This is a genomic window from Streptomyces bottropensis ATCC 25435 (assembly GCF_000383595.1).
Taxonomy (GTDB): Bacteria; Actinomycetota; Actinomycetes; order Streptomycetales; family Streptomycetaceae; genus Streptomyces; species Streptomyces bottropensis.
Map to the genome: position 1 here is coordinate 6,820,794 of NZ_KB911581.1, position 16,859 is coordinate 6,837,652.

Sequence of the window (16,859 nt, forward strand, 5' to 3'; positions counted from 1 at the left end):
GTCGCCTCAGGGCCGGCGCCCTCGAAGCCGCGCGTGCCGTGGTAGTGGGGCCCCTCCAGGAAGACCAGCGGCACACCCTGGCCGTCGGCCGCCGCGGGGGGCGTGGGCGATGAGCCGTGCGCCGATGCCCTGGCCCTGGAACTCCGGAAGCACGCCGAGCGGCGACAGGGTCAGGACGTCCACGATCCGGCGCGGGGCGTCCAGGCGCGCCGCGCTCAGCAGGACGTGCCCGGCGACCCGGTCCTCGACGGTGGCGACGAGGGACAGACGAGGGACCGGGGCGCCGTCGCGGCCTCCGTGACGCGCAGGGGCTCCACGAGGGCGGGGACCCGCTCGCCGTCGCCGAAGGCGCGGGGTGTGCACCTCGCGCACCGCCCGGTGATCGTCGGCGGTCTCCCACCGGATCACCGGGTTCGTTCCTGCGGGTGCGATCCGTGCGCCCTCGGTCGCTTCGTGTGCCGTCATGGCCGCGAGGCCAGGCCGGGGGCGGCTCGTGCGCGAGGCGATTTCGGTGGGCGCCGCGCGTCTCGGACGCGCGGCGTCTCATGGCCGCGCCCTCTCGGACGCGCGCCGGATCAGACGCGTACCGTCTCCGACTCCCCCGGCACGTGGGAGGCCACCACGCGGCCGCGCTGCGGCGGGGCGACGGCCGCTCGGCGGTGGTCCACGGTGTAGGCCACGCCGGCGACCGCCAGGCCGACCAGCGCGAGAACCGCGCCCACCGTCGCCGGGGCCGTGGCGCCGAGACCGGCGGAGAGGGCCAGGCCGCCGGTCCAGGCGCCGCCGGCGTTGGCGAGGTTGAAGGCGGCCTGGTTGGCGGAGGAGGCGAGGGAGGGGGCCGTGGCGGCCTTCTCCATGACCATCAGCTGCAGGGGCGAGCCGGTGGTGAAGGCGGCGACGCCGAGGAGGAGGACGGCCAGCGCGGCGCTCCACTGGGCCGACATCAGGACCGGGAACAGCGCGAGGACCGCGATCAGCGACGCCAGGCCGCCGAAGAGGGTGCCCCGCAGGGAGTGGTCGGCGAGACGGCCGCCGGCCAGGTTCCCGATGGTCGCGCCGACGCCGAACAGCGCGAGGAGCAGGGTCACGCTGGTCTCGGCGTACCCGGCGGAGTCCGTGAGCATGGGCGTGATGTAGCTGTAGGCGGAGAAGAGCGCGCCGAAGCCGGCGACGGTCGTGCCGAGGGCGAGCCAGACGGGCAGCGAGCGCAGGGCGCCCAGTTCGCCGCGCAGGCCGGCCAAGGGGCGGGCCTCCGCCCGGTCGTCCGGCAGCAGGAGCGCCAGGGAGGCGATCGCCGCGAGGCCGATCACGCCGACCCCGACGAAGGTGATCCGCCAGCCGAAGTGCTGGCCCACGAGGGTCGCGGCGGGGACGCCCGCGACGTTGGCGATCGTCAGGCCGAGGAACATCAGGGAGACCGAGCGGGCCTTGCGCTCCGGCGCCACGAGGCCGGTCGCGACGACCGCGCCGACGCCGAAGAAGGCGCCGTGCGGCAGACCGCTGAGGAAGCGGGCGGCGAGCAGCCAGTGCTCGTCGGGGGCGAGTGCGGAGAGCACGTTGCCGACGACGAAGAGGACCATCAGCCCGATCAGGACCTTGCGGCGGGGCAGCCGGGCCGTGACGGCGGCGAGCAGCGGGGCGCCGATGACGACACCCAGCGCGTACGCGGAGACGAGGTGGCCGGCGGCGGGGATCGAGATGCCGAGGTCGGCCGCGACCTCCGGGAGGAGGCCCATGATGACGAACTCGGTCGTGCCGATTCCGAAGGCGCCTACGGCGAGAGCGAGCAGGGCCAAGGGCATGGCGGGACCTTTCAGGAAGAGCGGGGGATGTCGGGGTTCCGTCCATCGTATGTTCCCTTGCGGAACAAACTCGAACCGGGCCTTGTTCCCCCGTCTCCCGCGACCGCCCCACCTGCGCGGTCAGCTCCCGGACGTGTCGATCGTCACCCGCGCCGCCACCGGCAGATGGTCACTGCCCGTCTCCGGCAGGGTCCAGGACGCCGTGGGCTCCATGCCCCGGACCATGATCTGGTCGATGCGGGCCAGCGGGAACGACGCGGGCCAGCTGAAGCCGAAGCCGCTGCCCGCCGCGCCCTGGGTGGAGCGCATCTGGGCGGTGACGGCGTTCAGGGCGCGGTCGTTCATGGTGCCGTTGAGGTCGCCGAGGAGCGCGACCTGCTGGATCGGCTCGTCGGCGATGGCCTCGCCGAGGGCGTTGGCGCTCTTGTCGCGCTGGCGGGCGGTGAACCCGGCCTCCAGCTTGACCCGCACCGAGGGCAGATGGGCGACGTACACGGCGACCGGCCCGTCCGGCGTCGCCACGGTGGCGCGCATCGCGCGCTCCCAGCCGAGCTTGATGTCGACGGGCTCGGTGTCGCTCATCCGGTACCGGCTCCACAGGCCGACGGTGCCGACGACCTCGTGGTACGGGTACGTCGCCGCCAGCGCCTTCTCGTACACCGGCACCGCGTTCTCGGTCAGTTCCTCCAGGGCCACCACGTCCGCGCCGGAGCCGGCGATCTCGCGGGCCGTGCCGGAGGTGTCGGCGTTGTCCGCGTTGACGTTGTGGGTGACGACGGTGAAGTCGCCGCCGCCGCCGGTCTTGCTGGTGACGAGTCCGCCGAAGATGTTCAGCCAGACGACCGTGGGCACCAGCAGCGCGATGAGCGCGGTCGCGGACCTGCGGACCAGCGCGAGCACGAGCAGCACCGGGATCGCGAGGCCCAGCCACGGCAGGAACGTCTCGGTCAGACTGCCGAGGTTGCCGACGGCGTTGGGGACCTGGGCGTGCAGCACCATCACCAGTGCGACGAGGACGGCGAGGACCGCGAGGACGATGCCCCGGCGCCAGATCCGCCGATCCCCTCTCCAGCCGCCGAAGAGGCGGCCCAGCAGGCGCCGGAACCGGGATTGTTCGCGGCCCTGACCGGTGCCGCCGCCGCCCGTCTCCGTCATGTACGCCTGCGCCATACCGTCGCCTCACTGCCTGCCGTGCATTTTCCCCGCGCCTAAAGACCCTAGGGGATGATCGCCGTCGTTCCCGCCGCCTTACGGCGGGCGTTCGGGGACGAGGACGTACAACCCGCTGTTCGGAGTTCCGAACCGGTGGACAGGCCCCGACGTCTGTAACGAAACGCGCACATCACTGTGACTCACTTCGCAGAAGGGCGAAGCCCTTCGAGCACCGTGTCGACGATGTTCTCCGCGAGATCCTCGGGCAGGGAGGCGTCCGGGCGCATGACGGTGCGCACGAGCATGGGGCCGAAGACCAGGTCGCCGACGAGGTCGAGGTCGATGTCGGCCCGGAGTTCGCCGTTGTCCCGGCCCCGGCGCAGGACCTCGGCGAGGGCCCGGCGGCGGGGGGCGACGACGTCCGTGTGGTAGGCGTCCCAGATCTTGGGGCTGCTCTTCATCTGGGCGATGACGTTGTGCAGGATCGCCGACGGCCGGTTGAGCAGCCCGCGCCTGCGTGCCGCCTCCAGGAAGACGACGAGGTCGTCGCGCATCGAGGTACCGGGCAGCACGGGGTCCGGGGGCTCGGCCGCGCGCAGTACGTCGACGAAGAGCGCCTCCTTGCCGCTCCAGCGGCGGTAGATGGTCGCCTTGCCGACGCCCGCCGTCCGGGCGACCCGTTCGATCGACAACTCCGAGAGCGGCACGCCCTCTTCGAGGAGTTTCATCACGCCTTCGACGATGGACCGCTCCACGGCCTCGCTGCGGGGCCGCCCGCGGACGGGGCCCGTGCCCCGGGCGCGTCCGTCTCCGGCGTGGCTCTCGGCGAGGCTCAAGGTCGACTCCGTCTCTGTGCGTCGTGGGACCGGACCGATTCTCCGGTCAGTGGTCGACGGCCGCCAACTCGGGCTCCTCCTTGCCCTCCTGACCGCCCTTCGGTCGTCCCGGCAGGAACACCGCCATGGCCACGGCACCGATCAGGGCGATACCGGCCCCGCACAGAGCGGTCACGTGCATGGCGTGCAGGAAGGCGTCGTGGGCCGGGCCGACCAGGGCCTCGCCCCGTTCGCCGAGACGCGCGGCGAGGCCGAGGGTGGCCTCGATGGACTCGGCGGCGGCGTGCGGGGCGCCGGCGGGCAACTGGTGCTCGATGTCGCTCCGGTAGGCGGTGGACAGCACCGAGCCGAGGACGGCGATGCCGAGGGCGCCGCCGACCTGGCGGAAGGTGTTGCTGAGCGCGGACGCGGAGCCGGCCTTCTCGCGGGGCAGCGCCTGCATGATGACGACGCTGAGCGGGGTCATCACATGGGCCATGCCGACGCCCATGAGGAAGAAGATGACTTCGAGGAGCCAGATCGGCGTGTCCCCGTCCAGCACGGCGAACGCGGCGAGCATCCCGGCGATCAGCGTCATGCCGGCCGTGCACACCGCGCTGTTGCCGAAGCGGTCCACGACGAGCCGGGCGCGCGGCGCGAAGACGAGCTGCGCGACGGCCAGCGGCAGCATCAACAGGCCGGTCTGGAGCGGCGAGTAGCCGCGCACGGTCTGGGTGTAGAAGACGGAGAAGAAGGTCACGCCCATCAGCGCGAAGAAAACCAGGCCGATGACGCCGATGGACGCCGAGAAGACCTTGTTCCGGAAGAACGACATGTCGATGGACGGGTGGTCGCTGCGCTTCTCGAAGATCACGAAGGCGGCGAGGACCGCGAGTCCGGCCCCGATGGGGCTGAGGACCGTGACATCGGTGAAGTCGGCGAGCTGACCGCCGCGGATGATGCCGTAGACGAGGAGCACGAGGCCGATGACGGAGAGCACCACGCCGACGGGGTCGATGCGGCCGGGGGCGGGGTCGCGCGAGTCGGGCACCAGCCAGATCATCAGGCCGAGCGCGAGGAGGACGATCGGCACGTTGATCAGGAAGACCGAGCCCCACCAGAAGTGGTCGAGCAGGAGACCTCCGGTGATCGGGCCGATGGCGATGGCGAGGCCGACGCCGCCCGCCCAGATGCCGATGGCCTTGGGCTGCTCGTCGCGCTCGAAGACGTTCATCAGGACGGCGAGGGTGGCGGGCATGACGAAGGCGGCGCCGAGGCCCATCACCGCGCGGAAGACGATCAGCTGGGCCGGGGAGCCCGACATCGCGGCCAGCGCCGAGCCGAGGCCGAAGACGACGAGTCCGCCGAGCAGCACCTTCTTGCGGCCGAGGCGGTCGCCGAGCAGGCCCGCGGAGAACAGCAGTCCCGCGAAGACCAGCGTGTAGGCGTTGATCGCCCACTCCAGCTCGCTCTGGGTGGCGCCCAGGCCGGTGGGCTCGGGGGTGGAGATCGTCTTGATGGCGACGTTGAGGATCGAGTTGTCGAGCACCACGATCAGCAGGCTCAGCATCAGCACACCGAGAATCACCCAGCGGCGCCGGTGCACCGCCGCCGGTACGCGGGAGTCAGGGACTGCGGTAGTCATGGCGTCGAGCCTAGACCTATTTTCGATACGGGACCGTCTCGTATCGAATATCTTTTACCCTGTTCTTACATGCCGCATGCCGAAACGGTCACACGCGCCTGCCCTAGCCCTCCCTCTCGGGAGGTGCCACCATGGAAGCGGTCCGGGGACGCCGTCAGGGTGCCTCGAGATGACATGAAGGAGCTGGAGCGATGACGCAGCTTTCGGCTGCCCAGACGAAGCCCTCCGACGGCAGCAAGGCGCTGTACGGGGGCAAGGGCACACGCCGTATCACCGTCCGGGACATCGCCCTCGCCAAGGAACGCGGCGAGAAGTGGCCCATGCTCACCGCCTACGACGCGATGACCGCCTCCGTCTTCGACGAGGCCGGCATCCCGGTCATGCTCGTCGGCGACTCCGCGGGCAACTGTCACCTCGGCTACGAGTCGACCGTGCCCGTCACCCTCGACGAGATGACCATGCTCTCCGCCGCCGTCGTACGGGGCACCAGCCGCGCCCTGATCGTCGGCGACCTGCCCTTCGGCTCCTACCAGGAGGGCCCGGTGCAGGCGCTGCGCTCGGCGACCCGGATGGTCAAGGAGGCCGGGGTCGGCGCGGTCAAGCTGGAGGGCGGCGAGCGCTCGCACCGCCAGATCGAGCTGCTGGTCGAGTCCGGCATCCCCGTCATGGCCCACATCGGCCTCACCCCGCAGTCCGTCAACGCGATGGGCTACCGCGTGCAGGGGCGGGGCGAGGAGGCCGCGCAGCAGCTGCTGCGCGACGCCAAGGCGGTCCAGGACGCGGGCGCGTTCGCGGTCGTCCTGGAGCTGGTTCCGGCGGAGCTGGCGGCGGAGGTCACCCGGGTGCTCCACATCCCGACCGTCGGGATCGGGGCCGGGGCCGAGACCGACGCACAGGTCCTCGTGTGGACCGACATGCTCGGGCTGACCGGGGGGCGGATGCCGAAGTTCGTGAAGCAGTACGCGAACCTCCGGGCGGTCATGGGTGACGCGGCGAAGGCGTTCGCGGAGGACGTCGTGGGCGGGACGTTCCCGCAGGAGGAGCACTCGGTCCACTAGGCCTCACCCGCGCCCCCTGCTTCTCAGGGGGCGCGGGGAACGGCGCGAGCGGCCCCCACCCGGCGGCGCCCGCCGACGAGACCCGCACCCCCGGGTCGGCAGACGTGTCGGCGGGGCATCGGCCGTGTAGGTGGGCTGTCGGTGGTTTGTCGGTGGGGGCTGGGAGTGTCGTCCCCATGACACGAATCGACATGAACGCCGGCGGCGCGAAGGGCGCTGTGACCGTGCGGGGGCTGGTCAAGCACTACGGGGAGACCAGGGCGCTGGACGGTGTCGACCTCGACGTGCGCGAGGGCACGGTGATGGGCGTGCTCGGCCCGAACGGCGCGGGCAAGACGACGCTCGTGCGCTGCCTGTCCACCCTGATCACCCCCGACGCGGGCCACGCGACCGTGGCCGGCTACGACGTCGTACGGCAGCCGCGGCAGCTGCGCCGCGTGATCGGGTTGACGGGGCAGTACGCCTCCGTGGACGAGAAGCTGTCCGGCTTCGAGAACCTGTACATGATCGGCCGGCTGCTCGACCTGCCCCGCAAGGAGGCGAAGAGCCGCGCCACCGGTCTGCTGGAGCGGTTCTCGCTGACCGAGGCCGCCGGGCGCCCGGCGGCGACGTACTCCGGCGGTATGCGGCGGCGGCTCGACCTGGCCGCGTCCATGATCGGGAGCCCGGCCGTGCTGTACCTGGACGAGCCGACGACCGGCCTCGACCCGCGGACGCGCAACGAGGTGTGGACCGAGGTGAAGCGCATGGTCGGCGACGGTGTCACCGTGCTGCTGACCACCCAGTACATGGAGGAGGCCGAGCAGCTGGCCTCCGAGCTGACCGTGATCGACAAGGGCAAGGTGATCGCGGGCGGCCGTATCGAGGAGCTGAAGGCCCAGGTCGGCGGTCGCACGCTGCGGGTCCGGCCGGCCGATCCGGTGCACCTGCGGCCGCTGGCCTCGGAGCTGGACGGCCTGGGCATCACCGGGCTCGCCACGACCACCGTGGACACCGGGACCGGCACCCTCCTCGTGCCGATCCTCAGCGACGAGCAGCTGACCGCCGTCGTCGGCGCGATCACCGCGCGCGGGGTGACCATCGCCTCGATCAGCACCGAACTGCCCAGCCTGGACGAGGTGTTCCTGTCGCTCACCGGCCACAGGACCGGTGCGACGCAGGACGCGCCCCCCTCCCCCGCCTACGAAGAGGTCGCCGTATGAGCGCCGTCACCACCGTCTCCACGACCGGTGGGGCCGCCGAGGCCGTTCAGGCCGACGGCCGCATCGGGCTCCGGGCGCACGCCCGGCACACCGGCGCGCTCGTCCGGCGGAACCTGCTGTGGATCCGCCAGGACCCCGAATCGATGTTCGACGCGGTCCTGATGCCGATCGTGTTCACCCTGCTCTTCGTGTACGTCTTCGGCGGCTCCATCGGGCAGGCGCTGGGCGGCGGCCAGGAGCAGTACGTGCAGTACGTGGTGCCGGGGCTGATGGCGATGATGGGCATGAACATCGCCATGGGCGTCGGCACGGGCTTCAACGAGGACTTCCAGAAGGGCGTCATGGACCGCTTCCGGTCCCTGCCGATCGGCCGGTCCTCGGTCCTGCTCGCGAAGATCTCCGTCGAGCTGCTGCGCATGCTGGTCGCCACGACCATCCTGCTGACCGTCGGGGTCCTCATCGGCTTCGACATCACCAGCTGGCCGGGACTGTTCGGCGCGGTCGGCCTGGCCGTCGTCTTCGGATCGTCCCTGATGTGGATCTTCCTGGTGCTGGGCGTGACGATGAAGAACGCCCAGTCCGTGCAGGCCATGGGCTTCCTGGTGCTGTTCCCGCTGCAGTTCGGGTCGTCGATCTTCGCGCCGACCCAGTCGATGCCGGGCTGGCTGCAGGTCTTCACCGACTACAACCCGCTGTCGTCCCTGGCGGACGCGGCGCGCGGGCTGATGACCGGCGGCCCCATCGCGCACGACCTGCTGGTCACGCTCGGCTGGTCGGTGGGCCTGACGGCGGTGATGGCGCCGATCGCGATCCACAAGTTCAAGACGAAGAGCTGACCCACCGGGGCCGCGGGCCCCGCGGCGACGACGGAAGGCTTGCACGAGGGTCAGACGAGGGCGGCGGCCTCCCGCGGGGTGAGGGCGCCGCCCTCGGCGTACGCCCGCTCGTACGCGGCGTCGCCCAGCGCCGCCCGCGTCACGGCCTCGGCCCTGGCGCGGGACTCGGCCTCCATCGGGCTGGAGAAGTGGCCGGGCGGCAGCAGCGCGTCGGCCGCGCCGAGGAGCCGGGCCGCGTCGAGGGCGCGGGCACCGCCGTCGACGCCCGTCAGGGATATGGCCGCGGTCACGAGATGGATGGCGGGCATATGGGGCGCGACCATCTGGGACAGCCGGTCCAGACTCCGGTCCAGCGCCTCGCGCATCAGCCGCAGCGCCTCCTCGTACTGTCCGTCCATCGTCTCCAGCCAGCCCTCGACGCCGATGACGAACCCGGCGAAGAGCACGAAGTCCGCGGCGTGGAAGTCTTCGCGCAGCAGGGCGAGCTGCTCGCGGGCCTCGACCGTGCGCCCGCTGCGGCCGAGCCGGATCGCGAGGAAGAGCCGGGCGGCGGGCACCGCCCCGCCGGCGGCCCGGCGCCCGGCCTCCAACACGTCGAACAGCAATTTCTCGCCGCGCTCCGCGTCGCCGCTCTCGATGTACACGCTGCCGAGCCGGACGCCGAGCATGCCCAACTGGGCGTTGGCGCCGAGTCGTTCGGCATACTCGATGGCCCGCTCGAAGTCCGCGGCGGCGAGCTCGAACTCGCCCTTGCGCTCCAGGAACTCGCCGCGCGCCGAGAGCGCCTCGGCGGCGCCCCAGGCGTCCCCGAGCCGGTCGAAGATCTCCAGCGACTCCTCGGCGTCCGCGGGGGCGTCGCCCGCCCAGTCGGTACGGTTGGCGAGGATGTTGGCCCGCATCTGCAGGGTCTGGCCCAGTTCCCAGGTGAAGCCGAGGGCGCGGCAGGTGTCGATGTTGGCGTCGAGGATGGCGCGCAGCCGGTCCATGTCGCCGGTCAGCAGGACGGCGTAGAACCACATGAAGCCGGGGAAGCGGCAGGTCTGGGGCTGGCCCGGGCGGTAGGTCGCGCTGATGACCCGGAGTTTCTCCTGGCTCTCGGGGGTCTCCCACACTGGCAGTTCCATGTCCATGCAGGCCAGATGGACGAGATGCACCCCGCGCCGGGCCTCGTCCAGGACGGCGGGACTCATCGGCGGCGGGCGTTCGACCATGCGCTCCCGCAGGTCCGGGACGGGGCGGGCGGGTGCGGTGAAGGGGTCCGGGCCGAGTTCCTTGACCTGGGCGGACCAGTGCCGGGCCTCGGTCTTCAGGTCACGCATCTGCCAGTACCAGCACAGCGAGAGCGTCAGACAGAGCGCCTCCTGCTCGTCCCGCTCGGCGACGGCGTGTCTGAGGGCGGTGCGGATGTTCTCGTACTCCAGTTCCAGCAGCTCGATCGCGGCACGCTGGCCGGAGCCGCGCAGCAACGGGTCGGTGGTGCGGACGAGTTCGCGGTAGTACGTGAGGTGCGCCCGTGCGGCTGCCGGGCGGGTGCCGGTCTCGTCGAGCCGTTCGCCCGCGTACTCGACGACGGTCTCCAGGAGCCGGTAGCGCATCTCGCCGGCCGCGGGAACCGCCGAAGGGGCCGCCACGACGAGGGACTTGTCCACGAGCGAGCCGAGCGCCTCCAGCGCGGCGGGTCCGCAGACGGCCTCGGCGGCGGCCAGGTCGCAGCCGCCGGCGAACACCGACAGCCGCCGCAGGACGTACCGTTCGTCCTCGTCGAGCAGCTCCCAGGACCAGTCGACGACCGCGCGTAGGGTCTGCTGCCGGGGCAGGACGGTACGGCTGCCCGAGGTGAGCAGCCGGAAGCGGTCGTCGAGGCGGTCGGCGATCTGGCGGGGCGTCAGCATGCGCAGCCGGGCCGCCGCCAGCTCGATGGCGAGGGGCAGTCCGTCGAGGCGGCGGCAGATCTCGGCGGCCGCCTCCGGGTCGGCGGCGACGGTGAAACCGGGCCGGGCGGCCGCCCCCCGGTCGGCCAGCAGGCGCAGCGCGTGGGGCTCCGTCAGCGGCTCCACCGGGCGCAGCAACTCCCCCGGTACGCCGAGGGGTTCGCGGCTGGTGGCGAGGACGGTCAGCGTCGGGCAGCGCTGGAGGAGCTGGTCGACGAGATGGGCGGCGGCGTCCACGACGTGTTCGCAGTTGTCGAGAATCAGCAGCATGCGGCGCCCGGCGCAGTGTTCGGCGAGGCGGGCCAGCGGGTCGTCCTTGCGGTCCGCCGCGACGCGCATCTCCTCGGCGCGGGCGCCGCGCAGGACGGTCTCGCGCGCGCCGAGGGCGGTGAGGACGGTCTCCGGAACGTTCGCGGGGTCGTCCACGGGGGCGAGTTCGGCGAGCCAGACGCCGTCCGGCATGGCCTCGGCGACCGCCTCGCCGGCCTCCTGGGAGAGGCGGGTCTTGCCCGCGCCGCCGGGGCCGAGAAGGGTGACGAGGCGGGTGCTGGTGAGGTCGTGGCGGATGGTGTCGATGTCGGTGTCCCGGCCGACGAACGAGGTGAGACGGGCGCGGAGATTGCCGGGGGCGCGGGTGGGGTGGGGGTGCGGCGCGGGCCGGTCGCGCGGTTCCCCGCGCCCCTGACGGGGCGCTGGTTCGTCCGCTCGCAGGAGTTCCGCGTGCAGTCTGCCGAGTGCCGGGCCCGGGCTCGTGCCCAGGCGGGCCGACAGGAGGCGGCGTACCTCCTCGTAGGCCGCCAGGGCCTGTGCCGTGCGGCCGGTGTCCCGCAGGGCCTGGAGGCGGAGGAACTGGAGGGGTTCGTCGAGGGGGTGGGTGTCGCAGAGGGCTGTGAGGTCCGGGAGTGCGGAGTCGGCGCGGCCGAGGGCGAGAGCGGCGGTGAGGCGGGTGCGGTGGGCGTCGAGGCGGCGGGTCTCCCAGCGGGCGGCCTCGGCGGCGCGGTCGGGGAGGTCGGCCAGCGGCGGGCCCTGCCAGAGGGCCAGCGCGTCGTCGAGGACGTCGGCGGCCTTGGCCGGATCGCCGTCGGCGAGCGCGCGGGCGCCCTCCTGCGCGAGACGTTCGAAGCGGTGCAGGTCGATGTCGTCCCGTGTCGCCGCGAGGCGGTAGCCGCCGTTCAGTGAGGCGATCGCGCCCGGGCCAAGGGCCCTGCGCAGCCGGCCGACCAGCGCCTGCAGCGCGGCCGGCGCGTCGGCGGGCGGATCGTCGGCCCACACCTCGTCGACGAGGGTGGCCGCGGGCATCGTACGGCCCTGGCGCAGCGCGAGCACGGTCAGCAGGGCGCGCAGCCGGGCGCCCCCGACGGGGACGGGGGTGCCGTCGGGCTGCAGTGCCTGGGTGGTGCCGAGGATGCGGTAGCGCACAGGGTCCATTGTCTCTGTCGGTGGTCGCTGTCAAAGCCGGGTCCGGGTGTCCGGTGCATCGAGTCGGACGCTCCCGCGCCACCGTCGACCGTGCGTCCCCACCTTCCTAGGAACCGGGAGGGGATCGCGAGACGTTTTCGGCGTGCGGCCGGTACCGTCGGGCAGGCCGTTCGAGTGATCGATTGTCCGCCGCGAGTCCTAGGAGCCCCATGACCACCGCCGCGTCCCGCCGGAGCGACCGGAGGATCAGCCCCGTCTTCATGGGGATCGTGGCCGTCATGGCGGTCACCGGATGGGCCACGTGGACCGGGTTCGCCGAGCAGCCCGGTCTGGCCGTCTTCCTGTTCGTGACCTCGGCGTGGGTCGTCTCACTGTGTCTGCACGAGTACGCGCACGCCCGTACCGCGCTGCACAGCGGTGACATCTCCATCGGCGCCAAGGGCTATCTCACCCTCAATCCGCTGAAGTACACCCATGCCCTGCTCAGCATCGTGCTGCCGGTGGTCTTCGTGATCATGGGTGGGATCGGTCTGCCCGGTGGCGCGGTGTTCATCGAGCGGGGCCGTATCCAGGGCCGTTGGAAGCACAGTCTGATCTCGGCGGCGGGTCCGCTGACGAACGTCGCGTTCGCGGCCGTCTGCACCGCGCCCTTCTGGCTGGGGGTCACGGACGGTGTGCCGAAGGCGTTCCTCTTCGCCCTCGCCTTCCTCGCGATGCTCCAGGTCACGGCCGCGATCCTGAACTTCCTGCCGGTGCCCGGCCTGGACGGCTACGGCGTCGTCGAGCCCTGGCTGTCGTACAAGATCCGCCGCCAGGTGGAGCCGCTGGCGCCCTTCGGGCTGCTGCTGGTGTTCGCGGTCCTGTGGATCCCGGCGGTGAACGGGGTGTTCTGGGACGTCATCGACGCGTTCATGCGGGGCCTCGGGATCGAGGACCAGCTCTCCGACTGCGGCTACTGGCTCTACCGCTTCTGGCGCGCGGACAGCGACGTCTGCCTCACCGGGATGTGAGGGATGTGGGGCAGGGCCCCGAACTCAGCGGGCGGCGGACCGCTCCAGCTTCGCCTTGCGCGCGTAGTACCAGGTCATGTTGGAGGACAGGCCGGCCATCAGCACCCACACCACGCCCAGCCAGCTGCCCCGGCTGAAGGAGACCACGGCCGCGGTGATCGCGAGGAGACAGACGACGAGCGCGTAGACGGCGAGGCGGGGCATGGGGGTCGGCTCCTGACAGGGCGGTCGGTTCGGACGAGGTGGTAGCGCGTCCAGTGTCCCCCATGCCCGCCGGCGTGCGTGCCTCGCCCGCGGGCCGGCCGCGCCCCGGCTACACGTCCGTCAGGCGGATGCCCGCGTGGGCCTTGTAGCGGCGGTTCACGGAGATGAGGTTCGCGACCAGGGACTCGACCTGGTGGGCGTTGCGCAGCCGGCCCGCGAAGATGCCCCGCATGCCGGGGATTCGGCCGGCCAGCGCCTGCACGATCTCGACGTCGGCCCGCTCCTCGCCGAGGACCATCACGTCCGTGTCGATCTCCTCGATCTCCGGGTCTTCGAGGAGGACGGCGGAGAGGTGGTGGAAGGCGGCGGTGACGCGCGAGTGAGGCAGCAGGGCGGCGGCCTGCTCGGCGGCGCTGCCCTCCTCCGGCTTCAGCGCGAAGGCGCCCTTCTTGTCGAAGCCGAGCGGGTTGACGCAGTCGACGACGAGCTTGCCGGTCAGCTCCTCGCGCAGCGACGCGAGGGTCTTGCCGTGGCCGTCCCACGGTACGGCGACGATCACGATGTCGCTGCGGCGGGCGGTCTCGGCGTTGTCGGCGCCCTCGACGCCGTGTCCCAGCTCCTCGGCGACGCCCTGGGCGCGGTCGGCGGCCCGCGACCCGATGATCACCTTCTGGCCGGCCTTGGCGAGGCGGTACGCGAGGCCCTTGCCCTGCGGCCCGGTGCCGCCGAGCACGCCGACGACGAGCCCCGACACGTCCGGCAGGTCCCAGGGGTCCTTGGCCGGGGCCTTCGCGGGGACCTGCGCGGGGGGCTGCTGTGCACTGTCAGTAGAGGTCATGGGCCGACTTTACGTGCGTGTCCGTCGCGGCCGGCGGTCAGGTGAGCGCGGTCACGGGGACCCGGCGGAAGGTGATCGTCTCGTACGCGCCGAAGTCGCCCGTCTCGTAGAGCAGACCGACCGTGTCCCGGTCGACGCGTACGAGGTCGCTGTACGCGGCGGGCAGCCCGTCGACGGTGTGGACGGGGCGCCAGGTGACGCCGTGGTCGGTGCTGGCGCGGACGGTCATCAGGGCGCGGAAGCCGGGGTCGGCCGGGCCGGAGTAGAGGAGCAGGTCGGGGTCGCGGAGCTGGAGGACGCTGCCCTCGACGACCGGGCCGACGAGGCCCGCCTGCGGGCGGAAGGGCCTGACCAGGCTCTCGCCGCCGTCGGTGGAGTGGGCGTCGGCGCGGGTGCCGGGGGCCGGGGAGTCGTTGCGGGTGTTGAAGTAGACGCGGCCGTCGGGGAGTTCGGTGGCGGTGGTCTCGTTGGCGTTGACGTAGCCGTCGGTGTTGTCGTCGACGTAGCCGATGCGCCAGGTGGCGCCCGCGTCGTCGCTCAGCAGGCAGTGCCCGCCGTTGTACCTGCCCTCCGTGCCGTCGTCCGCCCCGGCGGGCGGGAGGGAGTGGTTGGCGGGGACGACGACGCGGCCGGTGGAGAGCTGGAGGGCGTGGCCGGGGGTGGTGGCGTACCAGCGCCACTCGGGCTTCTTGGTCTGCCCGGTGATCTCCCTGGGGGCGGACCAGGTCGCCCCCTCGTCGTCGCTGTGCCGCACCCACACCCTGCGCCCGTCCGCCGCGCTCACGGTGCCGCGGCGGATGGCGTCCTCGGTGGCGTGGGCGGCGTTGCGGACGTGGACCAGCAGGATCCTGCCGGTGTCGAGGACGACGGGAGCGGGGTTGCCCGCGAGGGCGTCGCCGTTCTCCGCGACGACCTTCGGCGGGCCCCAGGTCCGGCCGCCGTCCGTCGACCGCTTCACCACGATGTCGATGTTCCCGAAGTCCTCCCGCCCACCGACCCGCCCCTCGCAGAAGGCGAGCAGATCACCGGACCGGGTGCGCACGACCGCCGGGATCCGAAAACTGGCGTACCCCTCACGGCCGGCGCGGAAGGGGATGCTGCTCTCGGGCGTCGGAATCGAGGTCACGGGGACTCCTGAGGTGGAGGCGGGGGGGCGGTCGCGCCGCGCTGACGCGGCGTGTGTGCCCGGCGCGGACCAACTCGCGGTGAACTCCGGGTCACGAGTGGTCGGCCGCCGGTGGGGCGCCCGGCGGCGGGGGCCGTGACCGTCGAAAAGCGGTTGCCGCGGGAGCACGCGGTGCGGTTGCGGGAGCGGCGGGCGGCCTCACCGGCCGGCGCGCCCGCCCCTTCCCGGCCGACCGGTACCGGGTACGGGCCTCCCGCCGGAGCCTCGGTCCCGCGCGTCGCGCCGCCCCGCGAGGACGATCACCTCGTGCGACGCGGCCGCGACTCGCGTCTGCACCGGCGGCACCGCTCGCCGCACCGCTCCTGACCGCCAGGCGGTCGGGCGCGGACCAACCGCGGAGGGCACGGCGCCGTGGGCCACCGCCTGTCGCGGCTCCGGCGGCCGTCCGCGCCCGACCGCCCCCGACCGCCGAGCGGTGGGGGCTGCACGGGCGGTCCCCCGCAGGGCGTGCGGCCCGGTCGGCGGATGTCGTCGTGCTCGCCGGCCGCGCCGGTCTCCCGCCGGAGAGCCGCACCTACCGGCCGCCTGTCATGGGCGGCGGGGCCGCCCCGAGCCGCCGGGGACGGTCAGTCGGTGTTCGAGTCCGTCGCGGGGGTGTCGTGCCAGCGGGGATCGTTCTCCCACTCCGCGTTGCGTTCCTGGGCCGTCTCCATGGCCCGGGTGGCTTCCTGGCGGGAGGCGTAGGGGCCCATGCGGTCCTTGCCGGGGCAGTCGGGGCCCTCTTCGACCTTCTTGTGCTCCAGGCAGTAGAACCATTCGCCGGGCTTGCCGGCCGTACGCCGTTTGAACAGGGGCATGACCTGAGTTCCCTTCACCAGTCGTCTCCGACATGGTCCCCCACCACCGCTGGTTAAACTCGCTGGCATGTCTGGCCAGTCGCTGCTCGCACCGGGGAAGCTCTCCCCCACCCGTACCGTCCCGGGAAACATCCGCCGACCCGAGTACGTGGGCAAGCCCGCCCCGACTCCGTACACCGGGCCGGAGGTGCAGACGCCCGAGACCATCGAGGCGATGCGGATCGCCGGCCGGATCGCGGCGCGGGCGATGGCCGAGGCGGCCAAGCACATCGCCCCCGGCGTCACCACGGACGAGCTGGACCGGGTCGCGCACGAGTACATGTGCGACCACGGTGCCTACCCGTCGACGCTCGGCTACCGGGGCTTCCCGAAGTCGCTGTGCACCTCGGTCAACGAGGTCATCTGCCACGGCATCCCCGACTCGACCGTGCTGCGCGACGGCGACATCGTCAACCTGGACGTGACGGCGTACATCGGCGGCGTGCACGGCGACAACAACGCCACCTACCTGGTGGGGGACGTGGACGACGAGTCGCGTCTGCTCGTCGAGCGGACCGAGGAGTCCCTCGCCCGTGCCATCAAGGCCGTCAGGCCGGGGCGCCAGATCAACATCATCGGGCGGGTCATCGAGTCCTACGCGAAGCGGTTCGGGTACGGGGTCGTGCGGGACTTCACCGGGCACGGGATCAACTCGTCGTTCCACTCCGGCCTGATCGTCCCGCACTACGACTCCCCGCACGCCACCACGGTGATCCAGACCGGGATGACGTTCACCATCGAGCCGATGCTGACGCTCGGGTCGTACGACTACGACATGTGGGACGACGGCTGGACGGTCGTCACCAAGGACCGCAGGCGCACCGCCCAGTTCGAGCACACGCTGGTGGTGACGGAGACGGGCGCGGAGATCCTCACGCTGCCGTAGTCCCGTCGCACCGACATTCGTCCCCGCGAGACAGCCCGC

15 protein-coding genes are annotated in these 16,859 nt (G+C 72.3%); 5 read left to right on the forward strand and 10 right to left on the reverse strand.

Going from position 1 to position 16,859, the window contains the following annotated elements; translation table 11 throughout:
* Positions 1-6: 6 nt before the first annotated feature.
* The 5 genes from STRBO_RS42315 to STRBO_RS0130400 all read right to left on the reverse strand — a co-directional run bounded on the left by STRBO_RS42315 (position 7) and on the right by STRBO_RS0130400 (position 5,414).
* Entirely contained in the window at positions 7-465 is a 459-nt protein-coding gene (locus STRBO_RS42315; protein WP_005478488.1) for a GNAT family N-acetyltransferase, read from the reverse strand.
* A 110-nt stretch (positions 466-575) separates the two neighbouring features.
* Positions 576-1,802: an MFS transporter gene (locus STRBO_RS0130385; RefSeq protein WP_005478490.1), complete on the reverse strand. Its 1,227-nt coding sequence runs from the start codon at positions 1,800-1,802 to the stop codon at positions 576-578.
* Between the two features lie 120 nt (positions 1,803-1,922).
* The gene (locus tag STRBO_RS0130390; RefSeq protein WP_005478491.1) at positions 1,923-2,972 is read right to left on the reverse strand and encodes an endonuclease/exonuclease/phosphatase family protein; all 1,050 of its coding nucleotides are present in this window, start codon (positions 2,970-2,972) and stop codon (positions 1,923-1,925) included.
* 182 nt (positions 2,973-3,154) lie between these two features.
* Entirely contained in the window at positions 3,155-3,790 is a 636-nt protein-coding gene (locus STRBO_RS0130395; RefSeq protein WP_020115301.1) for a TetR/AcrR family transcriptional regulator, read from the reverse strand.
* 46 nt (positions 3,791-3,836) lie between these two features.
* Positions 3,837-5,414: an MFS transporter gene (locus STRBO_RS0130400; RefSeq protein ID WP_028796929.1), complete on the reverse strand. Its 1,578-nt coding sequence runs from the start codon at positions 5,412-5,414 to the stop codon at positions 3,837-3,839.
* A gap of 191 nt (positions 5,415-5,605) precedes the next feature.
* Here STRBO_RS0130400 and panB point away from each other — a divergent pair, with 191 nt between their 5' ends.
* The 3 genes from panB to STRBO_RS0130415 all read left to right on the forward strand — a co-directional run bounded on the left by panB (position 5,606) and on the right by STRBO_RS0130415 (position 8,510).
* Positions 5,606-6,472 (forward strand): 3-methyl-2-oxobutanoate hydroxymethyltransferase, encoded by an 867-nt coding sequence (gene panB, locus STRBO_RS0130405; RefSeq protein ID WP_005478495.1) that lies wholly within the window; start codon positions 5,606-5,608, stop codon positions 6,470-6,472.
* A gap of 176 nt (positions 6,473-6,648) precedes the next feature.
* On the forward strand, positions 6,649-7,674 hold the full coding sequence (locus tag STRBO_RS0130410) for an ATP-binding cassette domain-containing protein (RefSeq protein WP_028796930.1): 1,026 nt from the start codon (positions 6,649-6,651) through the stop codon (positions 7,672-7,674).
* Positions 7,671-8,510, forward strand: coding sequence for an ABC transporter permease (locus STRBO_RS0130415; RefSeq protein ID WP_005478497.1), 840 nt, complete (start codon positions 7,671-7,673; stop codon positions 8,508-8,510). Before STRBO_RS0130410 ends, STRBO_RS0130415 begins: the two co-directional genes overlap by 4 nt.
* Before the next feature lie 50 nt (positions 8,511-8,560).
* Here STRBO_RS0130415 and STRBO_RS0130420 read toward each other — a convergent pair whose 3' ends face one another.
* Positions 8,561-11,869 carry an AfsR/SARP family transcriptional regulator gene (locus STRBO_RS0130420; RefSeq protein WP_020115304.1) on the reverse strand — a complete coding sequence of 1,103 codons (3,309 nt, stop codon included), beginning with the start codon at positions 11,867-11,869 and terminating at the stop codon, positions 8,561-8,563.
* A gap of 200 nt (positions 11,870-12,069) precedes the next feature.
* On the opposite strand from STRBO_RS0130420, the gene STRBO_RS0130425 reads away from it, so the two are divergent.
* Positions 12,070-12,870, forward strand: coding sequence for a site-2 protease family protein (locus tag STRBO_RS0130425; protein ID WP_005478500.1), 801 nt, complete (start codon positions 12,070-12,072; stop codon positions 12,868-12,870).
* Positions 12,871-12,894: 24 nt separating this feature from the next.
* On the opposite strand, the gene STRBO_RS0130430 is transcribed toward STRBO_RS0130425, so the two are convergent.
* The 4 genes from STRBO_RS0130430 to STRBO_RS0130445 all read right to left on the reverse strand — a co-directional run bounded on the left by STRBO_RS0130430 (position 12,895) and on the right by STRBO_RS0130445 (position 15,895).
* Entirely contained in the window at positions 12,895-13,074 is a 180-nt protein-coding gene (locus STRBO_RS0130430) for a hypothetical protein (RefSeq protein ID WP_005478502.1), read from the reverse strand.
* Positions 13,075-13,183: 109 nt separating this feature from the next.
* Positions 13,184-13,912: an NADPH-dependent F420 reductase gene (gene npdG, locus STRBO_RS0130435; protein ID WP_005478505.1), complete on the reverse strand. Its 729-nt coding sequence runs from the start codon at positions 13,910-13,912 to the stop codon at positions 13,184-13,186.
* 37 nt (positions 13,913-13,949) lie between these two features.
* Positions 13,950-15,038: a sialidase family protein gene (locus tag STRBO_RS0130440; protein ID WP_005478507.1), complete on the reverse strand. Its 1,089-nt coding sequence runs from the start codon at positions 15,036-15,038 to the stop codon at positions 13,950-13,952.
* A gap of 626 nt (positions 15,039-15,664) precedes the next feature.
* A complete protein-coding gene (locus STRBO_RS0130445) occupies positions 15,665-15,895 on the reverse strand; it encodes a hypothetical protein (protein WP_020115305.1) in 231 nt (76 codons plus the stop codon).
* A gap of 67 nt (positions 15,896-15,962) precedes the next feature.
* Between STRBO_RS0130445 and map the strand changes: the two genes are divergently transcribed.
* A complete protein-coding gene (gene map / locus STRBO_RS0130450; RefSeq protein WP_020665634.1) occupies positions 15,963-16,820 on the forward strand; it encodes a type I methionyl aminopeptidase in 858 nt (285 codons plus the stop codon).
* Positions 16,821-16,859 lie beyond the last annotated feature (39 nt).